Here is a 24145-nt window from a genome sequence, read left to right as displayed (position 1 = left end):
CAAAAGCCCGCTGATGCGGGCTTTTTTATTTACGCTTCATCTTAAATACCTCTGTCCAGGCTTTGTCTCCATTTTTCAGATCTAACCTAATTTCGATTTCATCATCAGACTTCCGCTCAAAAACCAGCCCTTTCAGTACAATCATGTCTTCCGTAAACTCAATGGCTTTGAAGTGAACGAAATCTTCTTTTGTTTCCCATCCGGTCATATCCGGATTAAAATGCTTGAGCCGAAGACCTGTAGAGTCCATCACCATAAACTCGTAGAAATTGAGAGTCCCATCACCTTTGTGGTGTCTGTACGTTCCCATCATCGTGCCATCTGCTGATGGCAAAGACCAGACCTCTTCTGAAGTTCCGCCAAAACCATCACCAGTCCAGCTTCCGGCAAGCCAGGCGTAGGGAACATCGGTATTCTGACCGTGAAGTGAAGTGATAGAAAAGATCAGGATAGCCGTAAGAATGTGAAATACTTGCATGTCTTTTTATTTTATTGACGATTAAACCAGGATCAATCCGACAAACCTCTCGGGTTTTATTAGTGCTCAGCCTCTTCTTCTATCCACATTTTAAGCAAATCGTGCATCATGGACATAAATTTTTTTGACTGCAGATCATTATTTAATGGATCATCCAGAAACTTCTTTAAGTCAGCTAAAGCGGGCATTTTTTTAAGCTCCGAATAGCTTAGCATCCAGGACCCCATGGACCACCTTCCAAAGACACGTTCTTTGGAATACCCTTTGATCCATTGAGTTACATTTTGGTGCCTCGGGTCTTTCCAAATCTTCTGAAAGAGCTCATTTACATTTTCTTCCGGCCCCTCTAAATACTGAAGGTATTTGTTTTCTACCCCCAACAACATTCCTGTAATTTTTTTGCCCGGATTGTTTTTTTCGGATACAGAAGTTATATCCTTAAGTGTTTCGGGGGTGATTTCGCCCGTGGGCTTGCTTGTGTAAATGATATAATAAATCATGAAAATTGGTCAGGTACTGGAATTTAGCCAAAAAATTGAAGGGAATTAAGCCTTTGAAAATCATTCTCTTTTTAGATCTTTAGCTTTATGAAGGGCATCATTCGCTTCCTTTTCTTTATCGTGGTGGTTTACACGCTGCTTACAAGTGTAATCAGTCTGCTAAAGACTGGAGAGGTTGATAAGGAATACTGTAGAGATGGTTTTACGGTGATCAATACTGAAAACGATCGCAGACATCAACGAGAATGGGAGTCTGTCAACTACTCCAAGTCCTTTTGTGCATCTTATGAATCCGTAGAGAAAGTAAGCCTGGAGGCCGGAAAGAAAAGAAATGACATCATCTACGAGTTGGACAGCTATGAAAATGTATGGGGAAAGATCTATCGGGAGCTAGTGCTTGACAGCAAACGCCACATCGATTTTCTGGTTGATTCACTTCAGGATATCTCCCTGCAGCAGCAGCTATCGAGAGAGGAATTGGCCGAACTGGTTGTCACCTTTGTTCAAGACATTCCATATAGCTATGTTCGTGTGGAAGATTGCTCGGAAACTGACAACAAGGGAAAACCCTGCATAGGGAAAATAGCACTTGGACTTCTTTCACCCTATGAATTTTTGCATTCGTTATATGGCGATTGCGACACACGAGCCGTTTTGATCTACACCATTCTGGAAGAGTTGGCTTTTGATCCGATGATCGTGGTGAGCAATGAGTATGCGCATGCCATGCTGGCGCTGAACATGCCAACCGCTGGAGACCACCTGACTTATCAGGGCAAGAACTATTATTTTTGGGAGACAACCGGAAAGGGGTGGCCGCTGGGTATGCTGCCGCCTAATTCAAATAATGTCAAGTACTGGAAAGTTGCTTTAGTTAACGAAATATGAATCCTAACATCGCCATACTCGCCCTGATCGAGATCATTTCAGCCATCACCATTGGCATTTTTATTTTAGCCCTGACCTACAAGATCGTGCAGTGGGTAGGCAGAAAGTATTATAAGATTCAGGACTACAATCTGTCTTATAGCATCTTCGTTTCTGCCATCATTTTGTCAGTTGGAATCATGATCAGCGGGATTGTGCAACCCTTGATATCATCATTTCGATTGCTCAACAAAAGCGCCGATAGCTTCACTTTAGCCTTCGAATACATCGCTACGGGAGCCATTTACATTGCGATTGCTTACACAGCGACCATCCTTATCGGATTGATCAGCACATTCCTGTATAGCAAACTGACACCTATTGATGAGTTTGAAGAGATCAGGAAAAATAATGTAGGTGTCTCGCTGATCATTAGCAGTATTTTAATCACACTCACCCTGCTTACAAAAGATGGCGTCATGCTTCTCATTGAGGCGATTGTTCCTTACCCTGAATTACCCCCCATTTAATCACTCATCTCGCAATACCGTCGCAGGATTTGTTCTTGCTGCTCTCCATGTTTGGGTGATGATGGTGAGCAGACACAACACAAGCAGAACGATGATGCTACCCCCTATTTCCACAATGGTAATCTGTGTTCGATACACATTCTGAGCTAAAATGACTTTGTCAAAAAGGAAATAGCAAATTGGCGTACCGATCAAGATGGCCCAAAGTACCATTTTAAAGAACCCTCTCGATAGCAGATAAATAAGTTTACCCTCTGAAGCACCGAACGTCTTACGAATTCCTATCTCTTTCATGCGGGTTTGAGTCGAATAGATCGCCATTCCTAATAGGCCAAGGGTACTGATCGAAACCGCCAGGAAGCCTATGAATCCAAAGATTTTCATGAAGTCCACTAGAAACTCATAATAGTCTTCTATTTGTCGATCCATGAATGCGGCATCCATCCGATGATTGGCATCAACCTCGTCCCAAACTTGCTCAACACTGCCCAGTGTTCCCAATATATCTGAGCTGGCTATTTTTAGGTTAGCATATTGATATTCGCCCGTATTTCTTATCACGAAGCTGTTGATATGTTCTTCCAGGTTGGCATAAATGATGTCTTTGATAACGCCAACGATTTCAACGGATTCATCCTCAACATTAAACACGGTTCCCAATGCTTCCGAAGGTGAGCCGAGACCAAAGTTTTTCACGAAGGTCTCATTGACTAAAATGGTGGATTCACGCACATCATTTTCACCGGGTACAAAATTTCTTCCTGCTTCTAATTCGATTTGCATGTTTTCCAAAAAGGCATCATCTACTTTGATGTGATGCACCCAAACCGAATCCTGATTTCTGGCATCCACCAGTTGTAGATTGTTCCAATTGCCAACACCTGGGATGTAGGAAGAAAACGACACATTCGATACTTCAGGCAGTTTCATGAGTTCTGATTTGAGTATTTGGGGATCATTTCCCTGAACCCTGAGATTCAGAATATTATCCTTGTTGAAACCCATGTCATTATTGAGCGAATAAGAATATTGTTTGTGCGTAATGACGACAGCCATTACGAATATGATACTTAGTGTAAACTGAGCTACAATCAGACTTTTACGGAAATTGATTCCTGACAATGCCTTTAGCATTTTTCCGGAACGCAGGGCTCGCAAGGAGCTCAAGCGTGAAAAGAATATCGAAGGGCTCAATCCGGCAATCAAACCCGTCGCAACAGCGAACAGGACAAACCAACCAATCAGCTGAGGGGTAAGTTCCAGGCTTACCATCTCTTCCGCTCTTGGGAGTATTTCTATGAATCCATTTCGAAGCAATCGAAAGAGAAGGATTCCTAAACCAAGTGATAAAAGGGAGAGGATGATAGCCTCAACCGTAAACTGGCCGAAGATTGATGCACGACTGGCACCATTCAACTTTCTTACTCCGACTTCTCTTGCCCGTCTTAGAGAGCGTGCCATCGATAAGTTGGTGTAATTAAAAATCGCGGACAGTAAGATCGCAGCGGCAATAACTGATAATATGATAATCGGCAGATAAATCATTTTGGGCCCTATGGAGTCACTGATGTTTGGGCCGGGTACAATTTCATTGATACGCTGAAGCTCAAAGGATGCCTTGAAATTATCCGGGTCTTTGTAGTAGGTTGGTGCATTGTTGTTCAACCAGGCAATCACACTGGATTTTTCCTGGTTTTCAGGGATGTAGATGTAATTATAATATCTATCCAGGTTTTCCCATTGTCCGTGAGACTTGTCAATGATTCCTTGTCGGGCAAGGATTGAAGTGGTGCTTAGTGAAACGATCGCTTCAAATTGTAAATGTGAAAACTGTGGAGGGTCTGCCACAATACCGGTGACTTTAAAAGTTCCCAGCCCTTCAATATCAATGGTCTCACCAACAGGATTACCATCTTCAAAGGTCTTTTTGACAAAACTCTGAGAAAGGAGAACTGAAAATGGGTCTTTCAGCACATTTTGTTTGTTTCCTTTTACCAGGTCAAAAGTGAAGAAATCAAAGAAATGCTCATCAGCATAGATACCTTTGACGAAAATTTTCTTGTCGTTGGCAGTGGCTGTTCCCTGCAGCCTTCTGCCCAGTTGAGCGACTTGAATATTAGGAACCTGTTGCTTGATTTCCGGACCCAAACCGAGCGGAGAAGAGGCCTGCGTTTCTAATTGCCTCGATTGATAAGTCGCAGAGGAAATCACACGGTATATCTCGTGCTTATGCTCATGAAACTCGTCAAACTTGAGAAGGTCAGAGATCATACCGATAACCAATAACCCACTGGACATAGCTACCGATAGACTGAAAATATTGATGAATGAAAAGAGCTTTTGTCGTCGAAGATTGCGTAAGGAGATGGTGACATAGCTTCCGATCAAAGCTGCCTGATAGCCCGGTCCTGATTTGGGTTTTTTGAGTACTGTTGGTCTAAACATTTTCAATACTTCCCGGGTGTAAATACGACGAGCCTTTTTGAGTCCGTATTTTGCTTTGTTAGCCAGAAAGGATTCTTCCAAATCTCCTTCCAGCTCTTCAAAAAGATGATCCTTGCAAAACCATTTGAACAGCTTATAGGCAAATGATGGGATGTCCGGATGTTTCATAGTAGTCCTTTTTGAGTTATGCTTAGGTGAGTTTTGGGATCAGGTCCCACATGCCTTCACGCAGTTCCTTAGCTTCCTGCAAAGTCGCCAGTCCTTTATTGGTCACTTCATAGTAGCGCTTTCTTCGTCCTCCCCGCTCGGAGGTAGGTTCTCCATAGTTCGAAGAGATGAAGCCTTTTTCTTCCAGTCGGGTTAAGGCGGTGTGCAGTGCTCCCCTGCTGATCTTGCGTCCCATCCGGGTGTCGATTTCTTCCTGTATAGTCACACCGTAAGCATTTTCCTTGAGAATAAGAATGCTCAACATGACTATCTCCTGAAATTCTCCAATGTGTGTTCCTTTCATGATTTGCTATATGATTCTTAAATGAAGACGTAATAATAAATCATTTGTTTCGTAAATGGAGAAAAAATTAAGTCCATTGCTTTTAAAGATTCCAAAAAGTTGCCTTAGTCATTTCAAAAGTCACGCTCCCCCAAATAGTCAAAGTTTATTTTCACTTTTTCATGAAGTCATTAGGGGGCTATTTCACTGGTTATTCCTTAGTCCAGACAACTAAACCACAACCCAATGAAGGCCTTTCTATTTCTACTCGGTTCGCTCACACTTAATCTAGCAACCGCTCAAAACATTGTTTATTTTCCCGGCTTTGAATTGATCAATATGGACTCTGCCGCAGGTCTGCAGTATTCTACCTCCAAGCTGATTAAGTCTTATATCGAGGACAACCACGATTACACCATTCTGCTCAATGAACACGTAGGCAATCAAAACTATAGTGCGCGAGAACCGCTGACGGAATCAGCCAGGGTAGCTGTTACTAAAGGCTCACGATATGTTATGAAGGGAGAGATTCACTTTCTTCAAGGGGTTTATATCATCTCGCTTGGCGTCTATGAATCGGCCAACCATAAGCAGGTGTGGCACGATATGGCTAAGGGATCTGTGGAGCAGGACCTGGATCCACTGCTGTCAAGACTGGGGAGGTCATTTTTCACCAATAAAACGGCGAAGACAGACATTGAAATTGATGAAGTGACGGAATACGACCAGCAAGGGGTTGAGCTGGCGCAAATCAAAGTCAATCATTTTGTGGGAGTGATGTTAGGGGGTAAACACATACCCAGTGAAAGCATATTGTCAGGTTTTGGGCTTACCTACACCTATGATGCAGCCACCGTTCTTTTCAGTTTCGATTTTGAGTTGTATCCTTCTTCTCATCTTTCCATCAATCATCATTCTCCTGATCGACGCATGCAAACAGGGAATATCAACCTGGGCGTTTTGTATCCACTGACGAGAAAGCGTATGACGTTCTATGTTCAGGGAGGAATGGAATATGGCTACACCAATGTCAGAGATCGTTTGTACGACACAGATTATTCGATTACTGAAACAGGTATCGGCGCATACGTTGGAGGAGGCTACCTGATCAATCGAAATTCAACCGTCAACCTCAGAATGTTCACCAATGTGTCCATTCCCTTCTACAAGGCTGACGGCTCGAATATCTCCGGAATCAAATTCGGGATCGTGACCTCTTTTGCCCGGAAGCGTTGATCAGCCTTTCTTCAAAGACTTGGCCAGCACCGAAACCTGGAGTTCCAGTCGCTTGATCTCTCGTATGGTGGCATTCTTGTGCATCTCCATGAACTGGAAAAGTTTTAGCATGCCGATGGCCATGAGTAGAAACATTACCCCAACTCCGTACGGTATCATCTCCGCAACGTCCGACGTACTTAATAGGCGATAGCCACAGTAAACGGCCAGACCGAAGAACACAAATTGAATAATCAGAATCCCGGCATTGAGCCATTTCATTTTCCCTTGAAATAGTCCTCCGAGCATTTGGAACATGCTTTGTTCGTCGTAGGTGTTAAACAACTCTTTTTCATCTTCAGACAATGCTTCTTTGATCATCTGATCTATTTCATCATTCTTTTTCATCTTGATACATTTTATTTTCCAACATTCCTTTTAAAAATTCGCGTCCACGAAAGAGTCGTGATTTCGTTGTTCCGGCAGGAATACCTAGTAAGCCACTGATCGTGATTATGGATAAATTTTCCTGATAGAATAATTGGATCACCGCCTTTTGCTCTTCGGGCAATTCGTCAATTGCTCGTTTGAGTGCGTCCAGCGTTCCTTCATCGGGACGATGACTAAGTTCGGCAAACTCGGCTTGTGCAGTTTTTCGAATGTCTTCCCTTTTTCTGTTGACCTGATTGGATCGAATCCAGTCAATGGCCATATGTGTAGCAATTCGTAAAGACCAGCCTTGAAAAGCAGCGGGATCTTTTAGAGTTTTGATTTTTTTGATGATCGTAATCCAGGCATCCTGTACAATGTCTTTGGAAGCGGAGGCATCTTTCGTTGTGTAGTAAACCCGGGCCAGCATTTTTGGATTCCAGCGTTTCACCAACAGTTCAAAAGCTTTGCGATCTCCGGCCTGGCAATTGATCACCAACCATTCTTCTATTATTTGATCCGAAGTTTTCATTTGCTAACCCTTAGTCGGTGGAAGTCGAAAAAGGTTCAATGAATTTTTATCAATCTACTGATAAGCAGTGAAATTGAGGCGGTTTGGAGAAACTCAATGGCTCCTGATGCTGTTGACAAACCAAATATTAACGCATGAACCCATACTGTGATCCGGAAACTGGCATTTGTACACCTTCTACTTTCGAAGACCTGCAATCCATTGGTCAGGATAAGCTGACAGACAAAACGGAGATTATCTACATCGGTGATCCCATGTGCTCGTGGTGCTGGGGCATTTCTCCGGACCTGATCAAGCTTCGTGATTACTATCGGGACAAAGAAGTTGGCTATCGAATTGTTGTTGGTGGCCTGCGACCGGGAGGAGGCGATGCGTGGGATGACAAGATGAAAGACTTCCTGAAAGAACACTGGGGCCATGTGACGGAAATGAGTGGTCAGCCGTTTGGCTACAAGCTCATGGATCGCGATGATTTCAATTACGATACAGAGCCGGCCTGCAGGGCTGTCGTTGCAGCGAGACCGTTGGTTCAGGAGAAAGAAATGGAGTTCTTCGAGGAGGTCCAGCGCAAGTTTTATGTGGAGTCTGAGGATCCTGGGGAGATTGAGTTTTATAAAAGCATTTGCGAAAAGTTTGATGTTAATTTCAAGGAATTCTCTGATCGATTTGAAAGCGAAGAGATTCGCTATGAAACAAATGCAGAGTTCTCACTCAACCGCCAGTGGGGTGTGCAAGGCTACCCAACGATGGTTTTACTACACAAAGACCAGCTTTTCATGATCGCCCACGGCTATGCCACCTTCGAGCAGATGAAGTCGCAAGTGGAGAAGACGATGGAGAGAGTGTCCCCTTGAGGGATTTAGGGAGTTCATGAAAGATCACCTATTTAATTCGAAATTTTATTTGGTGTGGCATTGAAAAACACCTTTGAGCAGTCTGTTTTTTGTCCATTGAGTGTATATTAATGTAGAATTGCGATATGCTACATTATATTCACATACAGGGAAAAGAAGCTCCACCTTTTTATTTCAGGGACAAGACGGCTCAGAATTTTAAGTCTCTCATTCAGTCATTGAGTGATGGCTCATCGCTCGTGATTTCCTCTTTGTATCGTACAGATGTACTGTACTCATCAACCAATGACCTCTCTGGAAACATTCTAAAACTATGGTCACTTCAGGAGGATAACTTTGATCCATCCCGACTAACTTTTGTCAGTGGAAGAGATAATGCCCTGGAGTTGTTTTTTACTTCTCTCGTTTCCTTTAGCAGTGCATCTAAATGGTATGAAATTTATCTGGAAGAATTCAGGCATGCCTGTTCACTAGACAGAAACAATCCGATCTTAAAAGATTTGAAGCTGTGCGAACAGTATCTTCAGGCCTCTCATCAGACCATCCCCAGACCCATTGCCGGGAATGACACTCAGGATTTACTCCCAAGAAGGGAAGTCTTCGATGACCTGGTCAAACACATCAACGATTTTCTGAATTGACATTGAGCAAAAAATCGCAAAAGAATAAGGAGTTCATTATTCAATTCCTCCCTTGAGACCGATCCGAGACTTTGTAGAATTGGTGTGTGTTAACATGTAATACACCCCTGTAATCCCCGCTTCCGCGGACGGCTCAAGGGGATTATCCATTTTAACTAAGTCGTCATTCAGGCACGATTCATGCTTTTATTTCGATCTAATGATTGAAAACCTTATAAATCCTTGAATCATGGAACTGAAGAAAAACAAAAAGTATGAGCTAGAGTCAAAACGACCTATGTTCTTTGGTATTGGTATGATTATCGCCTTGTCTTTGACCATTGTCGCATTTGAATGGAGGTCGCCGATTGATCCAGTTGTAGAAACGACACCAGTCGATGAAGAACCCTGGTATGTCCTGGAGGAGCCAAAGGTTACCAAACATGAGATTCCTGAACTTCCAAAGCCAAAAGTTAAAAAGCAGGTAATTTCAGCAGCTGTTGAAATCAAAGAGATTGAAAAACTAACGAAAACAATTGAGAAAAATAGACCTGAAATAGATGTTCAAAGTGCAATTGATGATGCTGTCAATAGTGAACCCTTAAAAGTTGAAGTCATCGATGATACACCTTTTGATGTAGTTGAGGAGATGCCTGAGTTTCCTGGCGGAGATGCGGCACTTTTAGGCTTCATTGCAAAAAACATTAAATACCCAAAGGCTGCCAAGCGCATAGGTATTGAGGGGAGGGTGACTTTAGCATTCGTAATAGATGAAAGCGGAGCAATCACCAACATTGAAGTAATAAGGGGCATTGGTGCCGGATGTGATGAAGAAGCTATCAGGGTTTTAAAGCTCCTACCAAACTATAGTCCAGGGAAGCAAAGAGGAGTCCCGGTTAAGGTAAGAATGCGGCTTCCGATAAACTTTCAGCTCCACTAATCAAAACTCTACCGTTGGGGCGTTTTCCGCTCCTTCAGTTGCCTCATAGAGTGGCTTTCTTTCAAAACCAAACATGCCAGCTAGCATGGTGTTTGGAAATTTCCTGATGTAGGTGTTGTACGCCTTAGTTTTCTCATTGTACCGCGTACGAGCCACTGAAATCCGATTCTCGGTTCCTTCCAGCTGAGCTTGAAGCTCAAGAAAATTCTGATTGGATTTTAAATCGGGATATCGCTCAACAGTAACAAGCAATCTGGAAAGCGCGGAGTTTAACTGTCCCTGTGCATTGGCAAAATTTTGAAGTGCTTCCTGATTGAGATTCGAAGGATCAATTTGAATGCTCGATGCTTTTGCCCTGGCCTCTGTAACCTGAGTCAAAACCTCTTTTTCTTGCTCTGCAAAACCCTTTACCGTATTCACAAGGTTGGGAATAAGGTCGTATCTCCGCTGATACTGAGTTTCAACATTGGCCCATTCGGTATTCACTTCTTCATCCATAGTCACCATGCTGTTATACTTCCCGGCGAAGAAGTTATATCCAAGAAAAACAACGACTACAATAATCAGTATGGTAATTACTCGCTTGCTCATAGGTTTTATTTAATATTCAAAGCTCAAGGCTCTCGTAGAATTTATATTTTCCTTATTTTCATCGAAGATATGAAATCATACCTAAAATCAATAGTCATTCTGCTTGTCGCAATGGTAGCCGTTAGCCATTTGAAAGCGCAAGATCAACAGGAAGTTCCAACACTTACTGATCGAGTTACAGATCAGGCAAACATATTGTCACCAAACGAAGTGGCATATCTGACCAATCAACTGAAGGATTTGGAGGAAAGGAAGGGTAGTCAGCTAGCCATCCTGACTGTATCTAGCACTAAACCGGAGACGATAGAACAATATTCTATTCGGGTGGTCGACCAATGGAAACTTGGGCGTGAAGATGTTGATGATGGGGTCTTGTTAATTATTGCCAAAAACGACAGAAAGCTTAGAATTGAGGTGGGGTATGGACTGGAAGGTGCAATACCGGATGCTTACGCCAAGCGTATCATCTCAAATATTATTGTTCCACATTTCAGAGACGGTGATTATTACCTTGGAATTGAAGAAGGAGTTGAAGCTATCATAGGATTAATTGATGGTGAGGAATTGCCTGAGGTTACAAGTGATTCCAGGCAAGTTTCTAATAAAAAATTCATTACCCTCTTTTCTTTTACAGGTATAGTTATCCTTATCGTCATAGTGATTGTCACAAAAGTTTTCCTCGCGAAGAAATTGGGCAATTCAAAAAGCAGTGTTGTGGTAGTGGTAGGTATATTTCTGCTTGTATGGCTTTTAGTGAATCTCTACGCTGGCGTATTTGCTTCAATAATATCTTTCTTCTTCCTAAACGGGGTTGGTTCCGGTGGAGGGGGCAGACGTGGAGGTGGATATTATGGAGGCTATGTAGGAGGCTCTTCCGGTGGCTGGGGCGGAGGAGGAGGCTTCAGCGGTGGTGGTTTCTCCGGTGGAGGCGGTGGATTTGGTGGTGGAGGCGCTTCTGGCGGTTGGTAAAATTTGAAGCATATGAAAAAATATATATTCACAGAAGAAGAAAAGCATCAAGTCAAGGAGGCCGTTAAAGCACTCGAAAAAGAGTCGTGCGGTGAGATTGTTCCTTTTTTCACGAGGAAAAGTGATGATTATGCTGAAGTATCCTGGCATCTATCAGCAATCCTTGGAATCTCGGGATTTGGGATTATTGCGCTGCTCTCCTATACATGGATGCTTCCTGCTTTATCCTTTCTTGAGGTATTTATCGTAATTCTTGGATTAATGGCAATTGGGTATTTTCTCCCAATTCTATTTCCAATCCTTAAAAGAATTCTTGTTTCTGAGGAAAGAGCCTTGGAGATGATATCTCTCCGGGCGAAAGAAGCATTCATCAATGAAAAAGTGTATGACACCAAAGAACGAGTTGGAATTTTGATTTATATAAGCAGGCTCGAACATGTGGTGTTGGTCATGGGGGATGAAGGGATCAATGCCAAGGTTGACAAAGAAGACTGGGAGAAAGTAGTCTCTCTTATTACTGATGGTTTAAGACAAAATAAAATAGGAGATGGACTGGTGAATGGAATCAACCACTGCAAGGACTTGCTCTTGAACAATGGGTTTATTCGAAAAGACTCTGATACCAACGAGCTGTCTGACGAACTAAGAATCAAAGATTAAGGCATCAGCAAGTTTGGTTGACCGGAACAGTCTGTAGTTGATTCCTGTTTACCTTTATACAAACTTAAAAACCTAAAGAACGATGAAATTCAAACTGTTTTATGGATTAGTGCTTGGAGCATTCTTGTTTGCATGCACCAGCACAGAAAAAGAATCAGAGAGTGATACGCCGGAAGAAGTACCGGTGAAGGTGATCGGAAAAGTCACTTCGTACGCCACTGATTCTACAACCATGGTAGGCTATCTGGCCATGGACGTCAACGACTCATCCAAACGTCCGGGTGTTTTGGTAGTTCATGAATGGTGGGGACACAACGAATATTCCAGAGAAAGAGCCGAGATGCTGGCTGACCTTGGATATGTGGCCCTTGCCGTAGATATGTACGGAGATGGCAAGCAGGCCGCTCACCCCGATGAAGCCGGTGAATTTGCCGGAATGGTCATGGGTAATTTTGATGAGGCTAAAGCGCGATTTGATGCTGCATTGGAAACATTAAAAAATCATCCAAATGTTGATAATGAAAAAGTCGGTGCAATAGGCTATTGCTTCGGTGGGTCTGTTGTACTAAGTATGGCAAATGCAGGTTATGACCTGGATGCGGTGGCTTCTTTTCATGGAGGTCTGAGGCTGCCTGTAATGCCGGATTCAGGAGCTGTTAAGTCGCGCGTTTTAGTAGCAAATGGAGCTGAGGATCCATTTGTGCCTGAGCAACAAATAGAAGACTTCAAATCTACCATGGATGCTGCAGGTGCTGATTATAAATTCATAAACTATGAAGGTGCTACTCACAGCTTCACCAGCAAAGTAGCTGATTCAGTCGGAGCTAAATTTGGAATGCCGTTAGCATATAATGCTGAAGCTGACAGTGCAAGTTGGGCAGAGATGAAAGTGCTTTTTGCAGAGGCTTTCAAATAGGTTAAAGAAGTATAATAAAAGCTGTTCCACAAATTTCAGGCAGTCATCCTGAACTTGTTTCAGGATCTAAATAAGGCAATCCACATCTTGGATTCTGAAATAAATTCAGAATGACCGTTTGTAAAACTAATCTGGAACAGCTTTTATTATTTCCATACGTGAATATTTCCGTCCACATCCACCATGATTTTTTGATACTCCACTGGCACCACAACCTCAAATTCTTTATCTATGACACCTAGCTTCCATGTCTTTTTGCTTTTGATCAAAGCATACTTTCCAACAAAATCACTGACCCAAAATTTCTTAACAGGTCCGATGTTTCCGATATGAGTTCCGGGAGAACTGTAGTGCTCACTTAACTCGTGGAAGCTACCACTCAGATCGGTCATTGCTACTGGTACTACTACCTTTCCGCTTTTATCAATAAACCCAAATTTTCCATCTTTCTCTACCAACGACCAGTTAGAATTTTCTCTGTCGAAGTAACTGATCCTGTCGTAAATGGGAGGCACAACTTCATCACCTGTTTTATCTACAAACCCATACAGCCCCGCCTTTCTAACCATTGCTAAGTGGTTTGCTCCTTTCGTGCCAAAATCATAAATACGCTCATATTTTGGTTTGATCACTTCCTTACCTGTTCGATCAATGACACCATAAAGTCCATTTTTCTCTACCCTCGCCCAATGATGAGCAATGTTGCCAAAGGAGGATACCGAAGTGTAGACAGGTGTTACTACTTCATTCCCTCTTCTATCAATAAACCCAACTAACCCATTCATTTCAACTTTTGCCCAGTCTGTTCCGATAGAACCAAAGCTGCTGATTCGCTGATAAATCGCCGGCACAACTTCTTTCCCTGTTCGATCAATAAAGCCATAAAACCCCTCTTTTTGAACTTTGGCCCATGCAGCAAGCCCATTAGAGCCAAACGAGTTAATATCTGTATAAACAGGTGCGACCACCTCTACTCCGGACCGGTCGATAAAGCCATAAAAACCTGATTTCTGAACGAGCGCCCAGTTAACATCTTTGTCACCAAAATCATAAATGCGATCATAGACAGGCTTTACAACAATGGAGCCTGACCTATCTAAAAAACCATAAAGCCCATCTTTTTGCACCTTGGCCCAGTTTGATGTCGATTCGCTGTATGAATAGATTTTTTCATACTCCGGAGGGACCACTTCTTTGCCCTGTCGATCAATCAGGCCGTATAGATTTTCTTTTCTTACAACTGCAAGGCTGCTGTTACCATGCTCACCAAAACTGGCAATGTAATCGTAGGTCGGTTCTTCTTGCGCTGATAGTGAAATTGGAAGGCATAAAAGCCATAATAGTGTTGCCCGGATAACTTTAGATATCATGTGAAATGTCTTTTGCACTATAAAAGACAGGCTAAAATCTAAATGGCTTCCGTGAAGAGCTTTAGATTAAGCACACGTGCTGATGAAGAGTGCAATGGAAAGAAATGCAACGGTAGCGCGAAATATGTAATAATACTTATGCATGGCTAAGATTCGTTATCCTAACTATATATACGTATTCGGGAAGGTCTGAAAATTTATATTCGATCAACTACCACATCCAACGCACTCAATCTCTGAGTTCATCGGACGAGTTCCGTTCACCTTCATTTTTAAATTGTGGATTTTGTCTTTGATTTCCATGTCGCTAAACATGTCGCCTGTCAGCTTGGATTCAAGCTCTGTGATTTCGGATTGGATTTCTTCTGTAGTCATGACGCAGTTGTTACGGGTGTTTGTTAGAATAAATTTAATGGGAATCTATTTAAATCGGTTCCATTTTATATAGGAATTTTGAATCACTTATACTAACACAAAAGGCTATTGCCACTAAGGATTGTTTTTAATAACAACCAAACAACAAAATTATCTTTTTAGACTGAGACAGATTCATTACACCTCAATCTCACCTTTCATATAGGTCACCGCATTCCCGGCAATAAGCACACGCTCACCCAGCGCGATGCAGTTGAGGTAGCCTTTGCGCTCGGATAGCTGGTAGGCGATCATTTCATTTTTGCCTAGCTTCTCCGACCAGTAAGGAATCAGTGAACAATGCGAAGAACCAGTAACAGGGTCTTCAAAAACGGAAGCCCCCGGGAGGAAAAACCTGGAAACGAAATCCACTCCATCACCGGGAGCGGTACAAATAATCCCTCCTTTGTTGAACTGCTCCGGACTAAGCAGACTCGGATTTACTTTCAGAGAACGAACCTCAGCTTCACTCTCATACACCAAAACATAGTCTCTCGACTTTAAGACTTCCTTTGGGTTATGATTGAACGCCTGTAAAAAGCCCTCCATCATTTCAACGGGTTCCGGTTTTCGGGATGGAAAATCCAGTTGTAGTAAATGCTCTTTTCGTTTCACTACCAACGGACCACTCATCGTCTCAAAGTCGATCTTGTCTTTCTTATACCCCATGTGATTGAAAATGACGTGCGCAGAAGCAAGTGTGGCATGGCCGCACAGGTCAATCTCAAACTCCGGTGTAAACCATCGCAGATCAAAGAAATCTCCCTGATCCTGAAAAAAAGCAGTTTCCGACAGGTTGTTTTCTATGGCGATCTTTTGCAACACGTCATCGATGGGCCACTCGTCTCCGATTGGGACTACTGCGGCAGGGTTGCCCGCAAAGAGATGATCGGTAAACGCATCGACTTGGTATATAGGTAACTTCATACCTAAAGATAAAAATCGCTGGTCAGGAATTAGAAAGATGCTGAAAAAACTTGTCTGACGGAAGTCTGGAATTCCGCATGGCATTCATTTACAAATCGGTCACCCTGAGGCTAGCCGCCTGCACTGTTTCAGGTCTATCGTTCAAAAAAGAACGTTTTTAGGCACTAACTGTACGCTTATGATACAGATAACCGCCTTATTTGTCCGACCGTATAACTGTTTATGAAACTACTACTCTGGTTTATCCTCCTTGTCATCTGCTGGCCCCTGGCATTGGCCATTTTGTTCTTTTACCCGGTTATCTGGCTCATTTTGCTGCCATTCAGGCTGCTTGGCTTTGCAGTCGAGGGAGTGTTTGCCTTTATCCGCGCGCTGTTTATGCTGCCGGCGAGGATACTCAGTTAAAAATCCAAACGCATCACTGTAACCGCCATAAGAGGCTGTCTTCTAATCTACCGTTTTTTGGAATAGATTCTTCGCTAAGCGCAGGATGAACTGTGTTTAAAAAGTCTTCGTGCCCTCTGTAATCATTCTCTGTGTCCTCTGTGGTTAAATCTCTAAATTAGCTTCATGACCATCGAGCCCGGAAAACTATACCTCGTCCCCACACCCATCGGTAACCTTGCCGACATGACCTACCGTGCGGTGGAGGTATTGAAAAATGTAGATCTCATTCTGGCGGAAGACACCAGAACATCAGGTTTTTTACTGAAGCATTATGAGATTGGCACTCCGGCGCAAAGTTTCCACGCCCACAATGAACATAAGAAAGTTGAGGAAGCCATCTCTAAATTGAAAGAAGGCAAGTCGATTGCTCAGATATCGGATGCCGGAACACCAGGCATATCAGATCCGGGTTTTTTGCTCGTTCGGGAAGCACTTGCAAACGAGATTCCAGTTGATTCATTACCTGGGGCGACTGCATTTATTCCAGCTTTGATCAAATCCGGATTTCCATGTGACCGTTTTGTCTTCGAAGGATTTTTACCTCACAAAAAAGGTCGTCAAACCCGTATTGAATCCATTAAAGATGAAACCAGAACGGTAGTTTATTATGAATCACCACATCGACTCCTAAAAACATTGCAACAATTCAGAGAAATTTTGGGGGAGCGAAACGTTTCAGTTTCCAGAGAGTTAACAAAGAAGTTTGAAGAGACGGTGACAGGCCCGATAGATGATGTGCTGACCTATTTCAGCACGAAAAGCATCAAAGGAGAATTTGTCATTGTATTAGAAGGAGCCAAATGAACCTAGAAAACATCACCGAAAAAGTAGCTGCTATAGCCATGAAAACCGGAGGGTTTATCCGGCAGGAGCGAAAACGGTTTTCGTATGATGAAGTAGAGTTCAAAGGTGAAAGCGATCTGGTTTCCTATGTAGATACTGAATCCGAAAAGCAGATTATTTCCGGGCTTGAAAAGATTCTTCCGGAGGCCGGATTTATAACTGAGGAAGAGACCACCACACAAGGACAAAAAGAATTTACCTGGATCATCGATCCACTGGATGGCACGACCAACTTTGTGCATGGCATTCCAAATTACTGTGTCAGCATTGGCCTGATGAATGAAGAAAAAATCATCGCAGGAGTGGTCTATGAGGTTGCTAACGATGAATGCTTCTATGGATGGAAAGATGGAGGGGCCTACCTGAATAAGCAGCCGATTCGGGTATCTCAAGCCAAATCATTTTCCGATACCGTTCTGGCTACCGGATTTCCTTATTACGAATTTGAGCGATTGGATGAGTACCTGTTGATACTTCATCAGTTGATGGAATCCACCCAGGGCCTTCGAAGAATGGGTAGTGCAGCAGCTGATATGGCGTATGTGGCTTGTGGCAGGTATGGAGGGTATTTTGAATACAATCTCAACTCATACGATATCGCCGGAGGCGTCATTCTTGTTCAGGAAGCCGGCGGGACGGTCACCGATTTCAAGGGAGGAGATGACTACATCTTTGGAAGGGAGATTGTAGCGGGAGGTGGGGTTCATTCGGAGCTTTTACATGTGATCAAGAAGTATTGGTAAAAAAATTTGATTTAATAAGTTAGGAATCCTTACTAAATAATTTATGTTTGTATTATTATTAGGAATCCTAATTAAATAATGATGAAAAACCTTTTGACTTTATTATTGATCACAACCATGAGTTGTCAATCGTTTTCTCAAGGAGAAAATGAAGATCCAAGCTTTGCAAAATCAGATGACCGGAAGATCACAAACGCTCAAGTCATTTATGATGAATCACTCGAACACCTCGTATTTACCATTTCGGTAAATGGGAAGGCCGGAAAATCGGTTCCTTCAGCTGCAGGTCAGTTGGATGGCGCGCCTGTTTTGGGGTATGTATTTCCTACTAATCTAAAACCCATAGACGTTGGGTTTAGTGAAACCGATGGAATAGTGGCACTTGCTCTAACCTCTCATCCAGATTTTGATGACACGCCATTGTGGGACGAAAACTACGATCGCAATTATGCCAATGACGGCATCATTTGGCATCCTCATTGGGTGGTGCTTACGGAGGACAAACGTGTAGCCGGAGGACTTGCTGTAAAGCAGTTTGATCCGGAAAAGGACGAAGTAACTCTGCCACCAACAAACCCGGGAATGCCCATGTACATGGATTCACCGGGTTTTCATGTCATCACAAAAGGAAATCAAATAAAAGTGGTGGTGCCAACCTATCGGGTCAGTGGCAAAACGGACTTTAACTTTAACGGTGTGGCCGCTTATATGCAGGTAAATACCTCAAAAGATGATCTTCCGATGCTTGGCGTGTACGCTGTTTATAGTGTGGCCTCCGGCGATTTGTCTTTGCCGTATACCGTAGAGTAGCTATGCAAAAGTTGAAATTGGAATATTATCCACCCATCCAAGGGGAGTTCAGTTTGAAAAAGCTGAACTTCCTTTTCGTATTTCAGGTGAATTGTCCCGGTTGCTTTATGTACGGCATTCCTTTGGTCGACTCACTGTACAGGGATTTTGGCGAACAAATTTCTTTCCTGGGCCTATCCACAGCCTTTGAAGATTTTGATCTGAACACCGAGGAAAACACAAACAAACTAATTTCATCAGGAGAGATGATCGGTGAAACCCAAAAAGCGTTTAGCACGCAGGGCACAAGCAAATACCCTATTGAAATAGCGTTTCCGATTGCCATGGATCGGTTTGCTGATCATACATTTGATATGAAAGCTGCTGCCGAAGATATCTGCTTGTCTAACCCCAATTTTAGCTATTGGCCGGAGTTTGAAAAAAATGAGCTAAGAAAAAGAGTCACTGATTACCTCAAGTCTCAGGTTTGCATACCGCTCACCTTTACGCTCAATCAAATGAGAGGCACTCCCACATTCATTTTATTCAATGAGCGATATGAAATCCTAAGACACTATTTTGGACATCAGGAGGCGAGCAATTTAAGAGGTGAATTAAAGGAGATGCTTTCTGTGAATAATTAGGATTGCTAACTTTGTCATATGGCGAATCTATTTGATCCGAAAATACAAGAGTCTGACCTAAGCAGTAAGTCGGTGGTCGGTCTGGAAAGAATTTCAGAAGTTTTTCGCGTCCTTTTGTGGCAAAAGAGCAACGAGACCAGCTTAAGCCCCATCCAAATACAACTACTGATTTTTATTAAAAATCATGATTCAAGCCTCGCCAATGTCAGTCAGCTGGCACGTGAGTTCAATATGAAAAAGCCCACCATTAGTGATGCTGTTAAAGTTCTTTTTCAAAAAGAGCTCATTACGAAAGAGTCGGGGAGCGATGCAAGGGCTTACACTATTCTACTTACGGAGAAAGGAAAGTCAGTGGTTGATTCACTGAAGGATTTCGGGGAGCCTGTTAAAGACATTTTGGATGAACTGGATCCCAGGGAAAAGGATGCACTTTTTCAGTCACTAGCTAAAGTGATATTCAAGTTAAATCAGCGTGGCTTGATCGACGTACAGCGCACGTGTTTCGGATGTCGGTTTTACGAAAAATCTTCCAACGGCCATTATTGTCAGTTTATTAAAAAGCCACTATTGGAGAATGAGATTCGTCTTGATTGTGGTGACTTCCAGCAAATAGATAGTTAATAATTGGTAGGATTCTTGTAGCAACATCCGCTAAATTTATTCCTATGAAGACACTCACTATTCTAATCGTTTTCCTAATGGCTGCCTGTGGCGGCAATGGAAGTTCTGACTCTATAATGGCGGACATGGAAGCGGCTCCAATGATGGAGGCTGTGGATGAATCAGCCTCAAGCTCGTATCGAAAAGTTTCGAATACAGAGCAGGATCAAAGTGAAATTCAAAAGAAAGTAATCAAAACCGGTGGTCTTTCTTACAGAGTAGAAAGTACAAAAGAGGAATACAATCGGCTGAATGATTTGCTTGAGAAATATGAGGCTTACATCAGCTCGGAGAATGAAAATAAGGGATATGATCGGGTGAATTATAATGTGAGTATCAAAGTGCCACCACAAAACTTTGATCCAATGATCGCTGATATTACCAAGGATAAAAAGCTGGATAACAGATGGGTGAATACCGATGATGTAACAGAAAGGTATTATGATCTTCAGTCCCGAATTGACAATAAGAAAAAGCTGGAGGAGCGTTACCTGGAGATACTCAAACAAGCGAATAAGATCAGCGACATTCTGGAGGTGGAAAGAAACCTGAATCAGGTACGATCGGAGATTGAGTCGTTACAGGGTCAATTTAAGCTATTGAACCACCAGATTAGCTTCAGCACCATCGATGTGTCCTTCTACCAATTGATTCCATACGAACTGGATCAGGAGCAGCGTCCCGGTTTCGGTACCCGATTAGTTAATTCTATTACCTCCGGTTGGCAGGGATTTCTTACTTTCCTTGTTTACACGCTAGCACTTTGGCCATTTGGTTTGCTTGCTGTCGGGGTTGTTTGGGTGGTGAGAAAGGTTAGGGCTCGTAAGAAATAGTAGAACCTCCCTCTAGCATTATCGGGGAGGCTATGGCACCTCCCCCCTTCAAGGGGGGATTATCTAAAAAAATGAAATACTCTAATTTTAAAGACATAATGAGGCGTTCAGATTTGGCTTTATTCGCTATTGACCTTTTGACACCTCTAAATACGCCTCCACCCTCTCAGCTACATTTTCTCTGATGTTCATATAAAACAAATTATAATCGACAGTGTGATAGCGCTTCCAGTTGATAAGGAAGTTGCCAAAAAATTTAGGCTTATTGATCCATAGCATGCCATCCATATTCTGAGCGTCAGAAAGCCCAGGTCTGATTTTCTTAAAATTCTTCAAAATGCCCCTCTGTTTTCACCCCAACTCACGTAAGTTGTATCAGTCGACCAGCTCAGGGGGTTTACATTCAAGGCATTCGCATACCAGAAATCATGATTAGGCGGGTAGTAGTCACGCGCATAGGTATTCCAAGTCAACCAACAACCTGTTTCCAAAGGGTTGTCGCAAACAGGAACGTATGAAAAAGTGCCTTTATCCATGGGCATTCCTACAATGTAAGCAGCCACCAACTGATTCATCAACGGTCGATTTTCAAAAAACTCACGAAGTAGTTTCGTCGCATGGTTTGTTCCCTGGCTATGCGAGGCGATAATAATTGGCCTGCCTTGATTCCAGTTTTCAAGGTAATATTCAAATGCTCTTTTCACATCTGTATAAGCAAACTCTAAAGCCTCTACTTTCAATGGGAGATTGTCCATATGGTAAATTCCAATGTGTGCTTGCCTGTAAATGGGTGCATACACTTTTGCAGAACCATTAAACACACTCGCCTGGTACTTGATTGTTGAGTTTGCTATTTCCTTGTTTAGCTTTTCATCATTAACATCAGCAAACCACGGGTACTCTTTGTCCTGTTTTTTGGAATAGATGGTAGGATAAATGAAAAAAACATCTACCTCGGCACTGGCTTGATATTCTTTAAGCTCACCTTTTCCAGGTACTTCATCAGCCATATCCTGAACTTCCGGATGGGCAATCCAGTACTTCATTTTATTGTAATCAGGTGCTGCAGGAGCCAGCTCTAAATCATCCCGATCATATTTGGTTTTGAACTTCTTCTTCGACTGGGCAGGTAGGTTCAGAGAGACAGAAAAAACCAACAAACCACACAATAATCTTACATAAGATGAGCTTATAGACATATAAATATTATAAATAATCTAAATAGTACATTTACTAACGTTAAAATATTAAACCTTTTCTAAAATGAATATGAACGCATCTTCAAATGGGGCTGGCAAATGCCCATTTCATGGAGGCAATACTTCCTCCGGCACAACTGATAAACACTGGTGGCCAAATTCACTTAACCTGGATATCCTTAGTCAACACGACTCCAAAACGAATCCTTATGATGAAGATTTTAATTACAGAGAAGCAGTTAAAGAATTAGACTTTGATGCTATAAAATCAGATATGCATGCTTTGATGACAGACAGTCAGGATTGGTGGCCGGCAGACTGGGGTCACTATGGTGGGCTTATGATCCGTATGGCCTGGCATGCTGCAGGTACGTATCGAATCTCTGATGGAAGAGGTGGTGCAGGTACAGGAAACCAACGGTTTTCTCCATTGAACTCCTGGCCAGACAATGTCAGCTTAGATAAAGCCAGACGGCTCTTATGGCCCCTCAAAAAGAAATATGGTAATAAAATCAGCTGGGCTGATCTTTACATTTTAGCAGGGAATGCTGCCTATGAAACCATGGGATTGAAAATGTTTGGGTTCTCTTATGGAAGACCAGACATCTGGCACCCTGAAAAGGATGTCTATTGGGGAGCAGAAAAAGAATTTCTTGCACCTAGTGAAGAGCGCTATGAAAACCTCGATGATCCTTCCACACTCGAAAATCCCTTGGCAGCTGTCCACATGGGCCTCATTTATGTGAACCCTGAAGGTGTTAATGGAAACCCTGATCCACTTAAAACGGCAGCTCAAGTGAGAGAGACATTTAAAAGAATGGCCATGAACGATGAAGAAACCGTAGCACTGACAGCAGGCGGTCATTCAGTAGGTAAAGCACACGGAAATGGTGATGCCAATAAGTTAGGTCCCGAACCGGAAGGAGCGCCTATTGAAGAGCAAGGCTTTGGTTGGTCGAATAATCAAAACGGAGGAGTTGGTAGACACGCAATCACGAGTGGTCTTGAAGGTGCCTGGACATCAGAGCCTACCAAGTGGGACAATGGTTATTTCAAAATGCTTTTTGAGCATGAATGGGAAGTGAAGAAAAGCCCTGCCGGTGCAAACCAATGGATGCCTGTTGATATCAAAGAAGAAGACATGCCTGTGGATGTAGAAGACCCTTCGGTTAGGACCATGCCCATAATGACAGACGCAGACATGGCTATGCGGGAGGACCCGATTTACCGAGAAATCTCTCTGAAATTCAAAGATGATCAGGCTTACTTCTCTGAGACCTTTGCAAGGGCATGGTTTAAGCTAACCCATAGAGACATGGGACCTAAGGTGAGATACATCGGACCGGAAGTGCCGAAAGAAGACTTGATCTGGCAGGATCCAATTGAACCGGGTAACGCATCATACGACATAGGTGCGATGAAAAAGAAAATCGCAGAAGCTGGAATTTCCATTCAGGATATGGTAGCTACGGCATGGGACAGTGCCAGAACTTTTAGGGGTTCTGATATGCGAGGTGGAGCCAATGGTGCTAGGATCAGATTGGCACCACAGAAAGATTGGGAAGGTAATGAGCCCGAACGACTTTCAAAAGTGCTTTCAAAGCTCGAACCAATCGCGAATGAATTCAATGCAAGTGTTGCAGATGCCATCGTATTGACAGGATGTGTGGGTGTTGAAAAAGCAGCTAAGGCTGCTGGACACAATGTTTCGGTTCCATTTGCTCCCGGAAGAGGTGATGCAACGCAAGAAATGACAGATGTTGAGGCTTTTGAGCCATTAGAGCGAGTGGCCGATGGTTTTAGAAATTACATGAAGAAAGCGTACGCGGCTACCGCTGAAGAAATGATGCTGGATCATGCACAGCTTCTCGGACTTACAGCCCCTGAAATGACGGTGCTAGTAGGTGGTATGCGTGTGATGGGTGCTAATTATGGTGGCTCGAAGGAAGGAGTGTTCACTGATAATGTGGGAGCTTTATCCAATGATTTCTTTGTGAACCTGACAGACATGACGTATAAATGGGAGCCCAAAGGAGCAAACCTTTATGAAGGAAAAAATAGGAAAACAGGAAAAGTTGCCTTTACCGCAACAAGGGCAGACCTGGTGTTCGGTTCCAATGCAATTTTGAGAGGGTATGCAGAGTTGTACGCACAAGATGACAACAAAGAAAAATTTGTCCATGACTTCATTGCAGCCTGGACAAAAGTGATGAATGCGGATCGATTCGATTTGAATTAAG

Annotated in this window: 28 protein-coding genes; 16 read left to right on the top strand and 12 right to left on the bottom strand. The window is 42.9% G+C overall.

Annotation, left to right across the window (positions count from 1 at the left end):
• Positions 1-25: 25 nt before the first annotated feature.
• Both RIC88_RS17110 and RIC88_RS17105 read right to left on the bottom strand, forming a co-directional pair.
• A complete protein-coding gene (locus RIC88_RS17110) occupies positions 26-478 on the bottom strand; it encodes a DUF6265 family protein (RefSeq protein WP_350218790.1) in 453 nt (150 codons plus the stop codon).
• Positions 479-537: 59 nt separating this feature from the next.
• Positions 538-978, bottom strand: coding sequence for a BLUF domain-containing protein (locus tag RIC88_RS17105; protein ID WP_350218789.1), 441 nt, complete (start codon positions 976-978; stop codon positions 538-540).
• 87 nt (positions 979-1065) lie between these two features.
• Between RIC88_RS17105 and RIC88_RS17100 the strand changes: the two genes are divergently transcribed.
• Positions 1066-1866: a hypothetical protein gene (locus RIC88_RS17100; RefSeq protein WP_350218788.1), complete on the top strand. Its 801-nt coding sequence runs from the start codon at positions 1066-1068 to the stop codon at positions 1864-1866.
• Positions 1863-2375: a DUF350 domain-containing protein gene (locus tag RIC88_RS17095; RefSeq protein WP_089354946.1), complete on the top strand. Its 513-nt coding sequence runs from the start codon at positions 1863-1865 to the stop codon at positions 2373-2375. Before RIC88_RS17100 ends, RIC88_RS17095 begins: the two co-directional genes overlap by 4 nt.
• On the opposite strand, the gene RIC88_RS17090 is transcribed toward RIC88_RS17095, so the two are convergent.
• Together RIC88_RS17090 and RIC88_RS17085 are read right to left on the bottom strand one after the other, a co-directional pair.
• A complete protein-coding gene (locus RIC88_RS17090; RefSeq protein ID WP_350218787.1) occupies positions 2376-4988 on the bottom strand; it encodes an ABC transporter permease in 2613 nt (870 codons plus the stop codon).
• 22 nt (positions 4989-5010) lie between these two features.
• Positions 5011-5331, bottom strand: a complete 321-nt coding sequence (locus RIC88_RS17085) for a PadR family transcriptional regulator (protein ID WP_350218786.1) — start codon at positions 5329-5331, stop codon at positions 5011-5013.
• 225 nt (positions 5332-5556) lie between these two features.
• Between RIC88_RS17085 and RIC88_RS17080 the strand changes: the two genes are divergently transcribed.
• Positions 5557-6546, top strand: a complete 990-nt coding sequence (locus RIC88_RS17080; protein ID WP_350218785.1) for a hypothetical protein — start codon at positions 5557-5559, stop codon at positions 6544-6546.
• Here RIC88_RS17080 and RIC88_RS17075 read toward each other — a convergent pair whose 3' ends face one another.
• A complete protein-coding gene (locus RIC88_RS17075) occupies positions 6547-6933 on the bottom strand; it encodes a DUF6768 family protein (RefSeq protein WP_350218784.1) in 387 nt (128 codons plus the stop codon).
• A complete protein-coding gene (locus RIC88_RS17070) occupies positions 6920-7486 on the bottom strand; it encodes an RNA polymerase sigma factor (protein WP_350218783.1) in 567 nt (188 codons plus the stop codon). The genes RIC88_RS17075 and RIC88_RS17070 overlap by 14 nt, the downstream gene beginning before the upstream one ends.
• Before the next feature lie 134 nt (positions 7487-7620).
• Here RIC88_RS17070 and RIC88_RS17065 point away from each other — a divergent pair, with 134 nt between their 5' ends.
• The 3 genes from RIC88_RS17065 (at position 7621) to RIC88_RS17055 (ending at position 9900) form a co-directional block, all read left to right on the top strand.
• Positions 7621-8340 (top strand): DsbA family protein, encoded by a 720-nt coding sequence (locus RIC88_RS17065; RefSeq protein ID WP_350218782.1) that lies wholly within the window; start codon positions 7621-7623, stop codon positions 8338-8340.
• Positions 8341-8465: 125 nt separating this feature from the next.
• Positions 8466-8981 carry a hypothetical protein gene (locus RIC88_RS17060; RefSeq protein ID WP_350218781.1) on the top strand — a complete coding sequence of 172 codons (516 nt, stop codon included), beginning with the start codon at positions 8466-8468 and terminating at the stop codon, positions 8979-8981.
• A 229-nt stretch (positions 8982-9210) separates the two neighbouring features.
• A complete protein-coding gene (locus RIC88_RS17055; RefSeq protein ID WP_350218780.1) occupies positions 9211-9900 on the top strand; it encodes an energy transducer TonB in 690 nt (229 codons plus the stop codon).
• On the opposite strand, the gene RIC88_RS17050 is transcribed toward RIC88_RS17055, so the two are convergent.
• Positions 9901-10491 (bottom strand): LemA family protein, encoded by a 591-nt coding sequence (locus RIC88_RS17050; RefSeq protein WP_350218779.1) that lies wholly within the window; start codon positions 10489-10491, stop codon positions 9901-9903.
• A 69-nt stretch (positions 10492-10560) separates the two neighbouring features.
• Here RIC88_RS17050 and RIC88_RS17045 point away from each other — a divergent pair, with 69 nt between their 5' ends.
• The 3 genes from RIC88_RS17045 to RIC88_RS17035 all read left to right on the top strand — a co-directional run bounded on the left by RIC88_RS17045 (position 10561) and on the right by RIC88_RS17035 (position 13036).
• Positions 10561-11460, top strand: a complete 900-nt coding sequence (locus RIC88_RS17045; protein ID WP_350218778.1) for a TPM domain-containing protein — start codon at positions 10561-10563, stop codon at positions 11458-11460.
• 12 nt (positions 11461-11472) lie between these two features.
• On the top strand, positions 11473-12120 hold the full coding sequence (locus RIC88_RS17040) for a TPM domain-containing protein (protein WP_350218777.1): 648 nt from the start codon (positions 11473-11475) through the stop codon (positions 12118-12120).
• Between the two features lie 82 nt (positions 12121-12202).
• On the top strand, positions 12203-13036 hold the full coding sequence (locus RIC88_RS17035; protein ID WP_350218776.1) for a dienelactone hydrolase family protein: 834 nt from the start codon (positions 12203-12205) through the stop codon (positions 13034-13036).
• 146 nt (positions 13037-13182) lie between these two features.
• Here RIC88_RS17035 and RIC88_RS17030 read toward each other — a convergent pair whose 3' ends face one another.
• The 3 genes from RIC88_RS17030 to RIC88_RS17020 all read right to left on the bottom strand — a co-directional run bounded on the left by RIC88_RS17030 (position 13183) and on the right by RIC88_RS17020 (position 15747).
• Positions 13183-14406 (bottom strand): WG repeat-containing protein, encoded by a 1224-nt coding sequence (locus tag RIC88_RS17030; RefSeq protein ID WP_350218775.1) that lies wholly within the window; start codon positions 14404-14406, stop codon positions 13183-13185.
• 207 nt (positions 14407-14613) lie between these two features.
• Positions 14614-14781: a hypothetical protein gene (locus RIC88_RS17025; protein ID WP_350218774.1), complete on the bottom strand. Its 168-nt coding sequence runs from the start codon at positions 14779-14781 to the stop codon at positions 14614-14616.
• A 177-nt stretch (positions 14782-14958) separates the two neighbouring features.
• A complete protein-coding gene (locus RIC88_RS17020) occupies positions 14959-15747 on the bottom strand; it encodes a PhzF family phenazine biosynthesis protein (protein WP_350218773.1) in 789 nt (262 codons plus the stop codon).
• A 570-nt stretch (positions 15748-16317) separates the two neighbouring features.
• Here RIC88_RS17020 and rsmI point away from each other — a divergent pair.
• From rsmI to RIC88_RS16990, 6 genes are all read left to right on the top strand, one after another.
• The gene (gene rsmI / locus RIC88_RS17015; RefSeq protein WP_350218772.1) at positions 16318-16998 is read left to right on the top strand and encodes a 16S rRNA (cytidine(1402)-2'-O)-methyltransferase; all 681 of its coding nucleotides are present in this window, start codon (positions 16318-16320) and stop codon (positions 16996-16998) included.
• Entirely contained in the window at positions 16995-17780 is a 786-nt protein-coding gene (locus tag RIC88_RS17010) for an inositol monophosphatase family protein (protein ID WP_350218771.1), read from the top strand. Before rsmI ends, RIC88_RS17010 begins: the two co-directional genes overlap by 4 nt.
• An 81-nt stretch (positions 17781-17861) precedes the next feature.
• On the top strand, positions 17862-18590 hold the full coding sequence (locus RIC88_RS17005) for a hypothetical protein (protein WP_350218770.1): 729 nt from the start codon (positions 17862-17864) through the stop codon (positions 18588-18590).
• A gap of 2 nt (positions 18591-18592) precedes the next feature.
• Positions 18593-19213, top strand: coding sequence for a hypothetical protein (locus RIC88_RS17000; RefSeq protein WP_350218769.1), 621 nt, complete (start codon positions 18593-18595; stop codon positions 19211-19213).
• 18 nt (positions 19214-19231) lie between these two features.
• Positions 19232-19834: a MarR family winged helix-turn-helix transcriptional regulator gene (locus RIC88_RS16995; RefSeq protein WP_350218768.1), complete on the top strand. Its 603-nt coding sequence runs from the start codon at positions 19232-19234 to the stop codon at positions 19832-19834.
• Between the two features lie 44 nt (positions 19835-19878).
• Positions 19879-20706 (top strand): DUF4349 domain-containing protein, encoded by an 828-nt coding sequence (locus RIC88_RS16990; RefSeq protein ID WP_350218767.1) that lies wholly within the window; start codon positions 19879-19881, stop codon positions 20704-20706.
• A 126-nt stretch (positions 20707-20832) separates the two neighbouring features.
• On the opposite strand, the gene RIC88_RS16985 is transcribed toward RIC88_RS16990, so the two are convergent.
• Positions 20833-21042, bottom strand: a complete 210-nt coding sequence (locus tag RIC88_RS16985; protein ID WP_350218766.1) for a hypothetical protein — start codon at positions 21040-21042, stop codon at positions 20833-20835.
• Positions 21039-21905 carry a DUF3089 domain-containing protein gene (locus tag RIC88_RS16980; RefSeq protein ID WP_350218765.1) on the bottom strand — a complete coding sequence of 289 codons (867 nt, stop codon included), beginning with the start codon at positions 21903-21905 and terminating at the stop codon, positions 21039-21041. Before RIC88_RS16980 ends, RIC88_RS16985 begins: the two co-directional genes overlap by 4 nt.
• 64 nt (positions 21906-21969) lie before the next feature.
• Between RIC88_RS16980 and katG the strand changes: the two genes are divergently transcribed.
• The gene (katG, locus tag RIC88_RS16975; protein WP_502880010.1) at positions 21970-24144 is read left to right on the top strand and encodes a catalase/peroxidase HPI; all 2175 of its coding nucleotides are present in this window, start codon (positions 21970-21972) and stop codon (positions 24142-24144) included.
• Position 24145 lies beyond the last annotated feature (1 nt).

This window comes from Ekhidna sp. (genome assembly GCF_040220215.1).
In the GTDB taxonomy this organism is placed as follows: domain Bacteria; phylum Bacteroidota; class Bacteroidia; order Cytophagales; family Cyclobacteriaceae; genus Ekhidna.
This window is presented reverse-complemented; position numbering and strand designations above follow the sequence as displayed.

What these genes read in the sequence shown, in the direction of transcription:
- RIC88_RS17110 (WP_350218790.1), bottom strand. Translation starts at nt 478, where the DNA reads ATGCAAGTATTTCACATTCTTACGGCTATCCTGATCTTTTCTATCACT.
- RIC88_RS17040 (WP_350218777.1), top strand. Translation starts at nt 11,473, where the DNA reads ATGAAAAAATATATATTCACAGAAGAAGAAAAGCATCAAGTCAAGGAG.
- RIC88_RS17090 (WP_350218787.1), bottom strand. Translation starts at nt 4,988, where the DNA reads ATGAAACATCCGGACATCCCATCATTTGCCTATAAGCTGTTCAAATGG.
- RIC88_RS17105 (WP_350218789.1), bottom strand. Translation starts at nt 978, where the DNA reads ATGATTTATTATATCATTTACACAAGCAAGCCCACGGGCGAAATCACC.
- RIC88_RS17005 (WP_350218770.1), top strand. Translation starts at nt 17,862, where the DNA reads ATGAAAAACCTTTTGACTTTATTATTGATCACAACCATGAGTTGTCAA.
- RIC88_RS17025 (WP_350218774.1), bottom strand. Translation starts at nt 14,781, where the DNA reads ATGACTACAGAAGAAATCCAATCCGAAATCACAGAGCTTGAATCCAAG.
- rsmI (WP_350218772.1), top strand. Translation starts at nt 16,318, where the DNA reads ATGACCATCGAGCCCGGAAAACTATACCTCGTCCCCACACCCATCGGT.
- RIC88_RS17055 (WP_350218780.1), top strand. Translation starts at nt 9,211, where the DNA reads ATGGAACTGAAGAAAAACAAAAAGTATGAGCTAGAGTCAAAACGACCT.
- RIC88_RS17100 (WP_350218788.1), top strand. Translation starts at nt 1,066, where the DNA reads ATGAAGGGCATCATTCGCTTCCTTTTCTTTATCGTGGTGGTTTACACG.
- RIC88_RS17060 (WP_350218781.1), top strand. Translation starts at nt 8,466, where the DNA reads ATGCTACATTATATTCACATACAGGGAAAAGAAGCTCCACCTTTTTAT.
- RIC88_RS17065 (WP_350218782.1), top strand. Translation starts at nt 7,621, where the DNA reads ATGAACCCATACTGTGATCCGGAAACTGGCATTTGTACACCTTCTACT.
- RIC88_RS17000 (WP_350218769.1), top strand. Translation starts at nt 18,593, where the DNA reads ATGCAAAAGTTGAAATTGGAATATTATCCACCCATCCAAGGGGAGTTC.
- RIC88_RS17050 (WP_350218779.1), bottom strand. Translation starts at nt 10,491, where the DNA reads ATGAGCAAGCGAGTAATTACCATACTGATTATTGTAGTCGTTGTTTTT.
- RIC88_RS17080 (WP_350218785.1), top strand. Translation starts at nt 5,557, where the DNA reads ATGAAGGCCTTTCTATTTCTACTCGGTTCGCTCACACTTAATCTAGCA.
- RIC88_RS17075 (WP_350218784.1), bottom strand. Translation starts at nt 6,933, where the DNA reads ATGAAAAAGAATGATGAAATAGATCAGATGATCAAAGAAGCATTGTCT.
- RIC88_RS17045 (WP_350218778.1), top strand. Translation starts at nt 10,561, where the DNA reads ATGAAATCATACCTAAAATCAATAGTCATTCTGCTTGTCGCAATGGTA.
- RIC88_RS17020 (WP_350218773.1), bottom strand. Translation starts at nt 15,747, where the DNA reads ATGAAGTTACCTATATACCAAGTCGATGCGTTTACCGATCATCTCTTT.
- RIC88_RS17095 (WP_089354946.1), top strand. Translation starts at nt 1,863, where the DNA reads ATGAATCCTAACATCGCCATACTCGCCCTGATCGAGATCATTTCAGCC.
- RIC88_RS17085 (WP_350218786.1), bottom strand. Translation starts at nt 5,331, where the DNA reads ATGAAAGGAACACACATTGGAGAATTTCAGGAGATAGTCATGTTGAGC.
- RIC88_RS17030 (WP_350218775.1), bottom strand. Translation starts at nt 14,406, where the DNA reads ATGATATCTAAAGTTATCCGGGCAACACTATTATGGCTTTTATGCCTT.
- RIC88_RS16990 (WP_350218767.1), top strand. Translation starts at nt 19,879, where the DNA reads ATGAAGACACTCACTATTCTAATCGTTTTCCTAATGGCTGCCTGTGGC.
- RIC88_RS17035 (WP_350218776.1), top strand. Translation starts at nt 12,203, where the DNA reads ATGAAATTCAAACTGTTTTATGGATTAGTGCTTGGAGCATTCTTGTTT.
- RIC88_RS17070 (WP_350218783.1), bottom strand. Translation starts at nt 7,486, where the DNA reads ATGAAAACTTCGGATCAAATAATAGAAGAATGGTTGGTGATCAATTGC.
- RIC88_RS16995 (WP_350218768.1), top strand. Translation starts at nt 19,232, where the DNA reads ATGGCGAATCTATTTGATCCGAAAATACAAGAGTCTGACCTAAGCAGT.
- RIC88_RS16980 (WP_350218765.1), bottom strand. Translation starts at nt 21,905, where the DNA reads ATGTCTATAAGCTCATCTTATGTAAGATTATTGTGTGGTTTGTTGGTT.
- katG (WP_502880010.1), top strand. Translation starts at nt 21,970, where the DNA reads ATGAATATGAACGCATCTTCAAATGGGGCTGGCAAATGCCCATTTCAT.
- RIC88_RS17010 (WP_350218771.1), top strand. Translation starts at nt 16,995, where the DNA reads ATGAACCTAGAAAACATCACCGAAAAAGTAGCTGCTATAGCCATGAAA.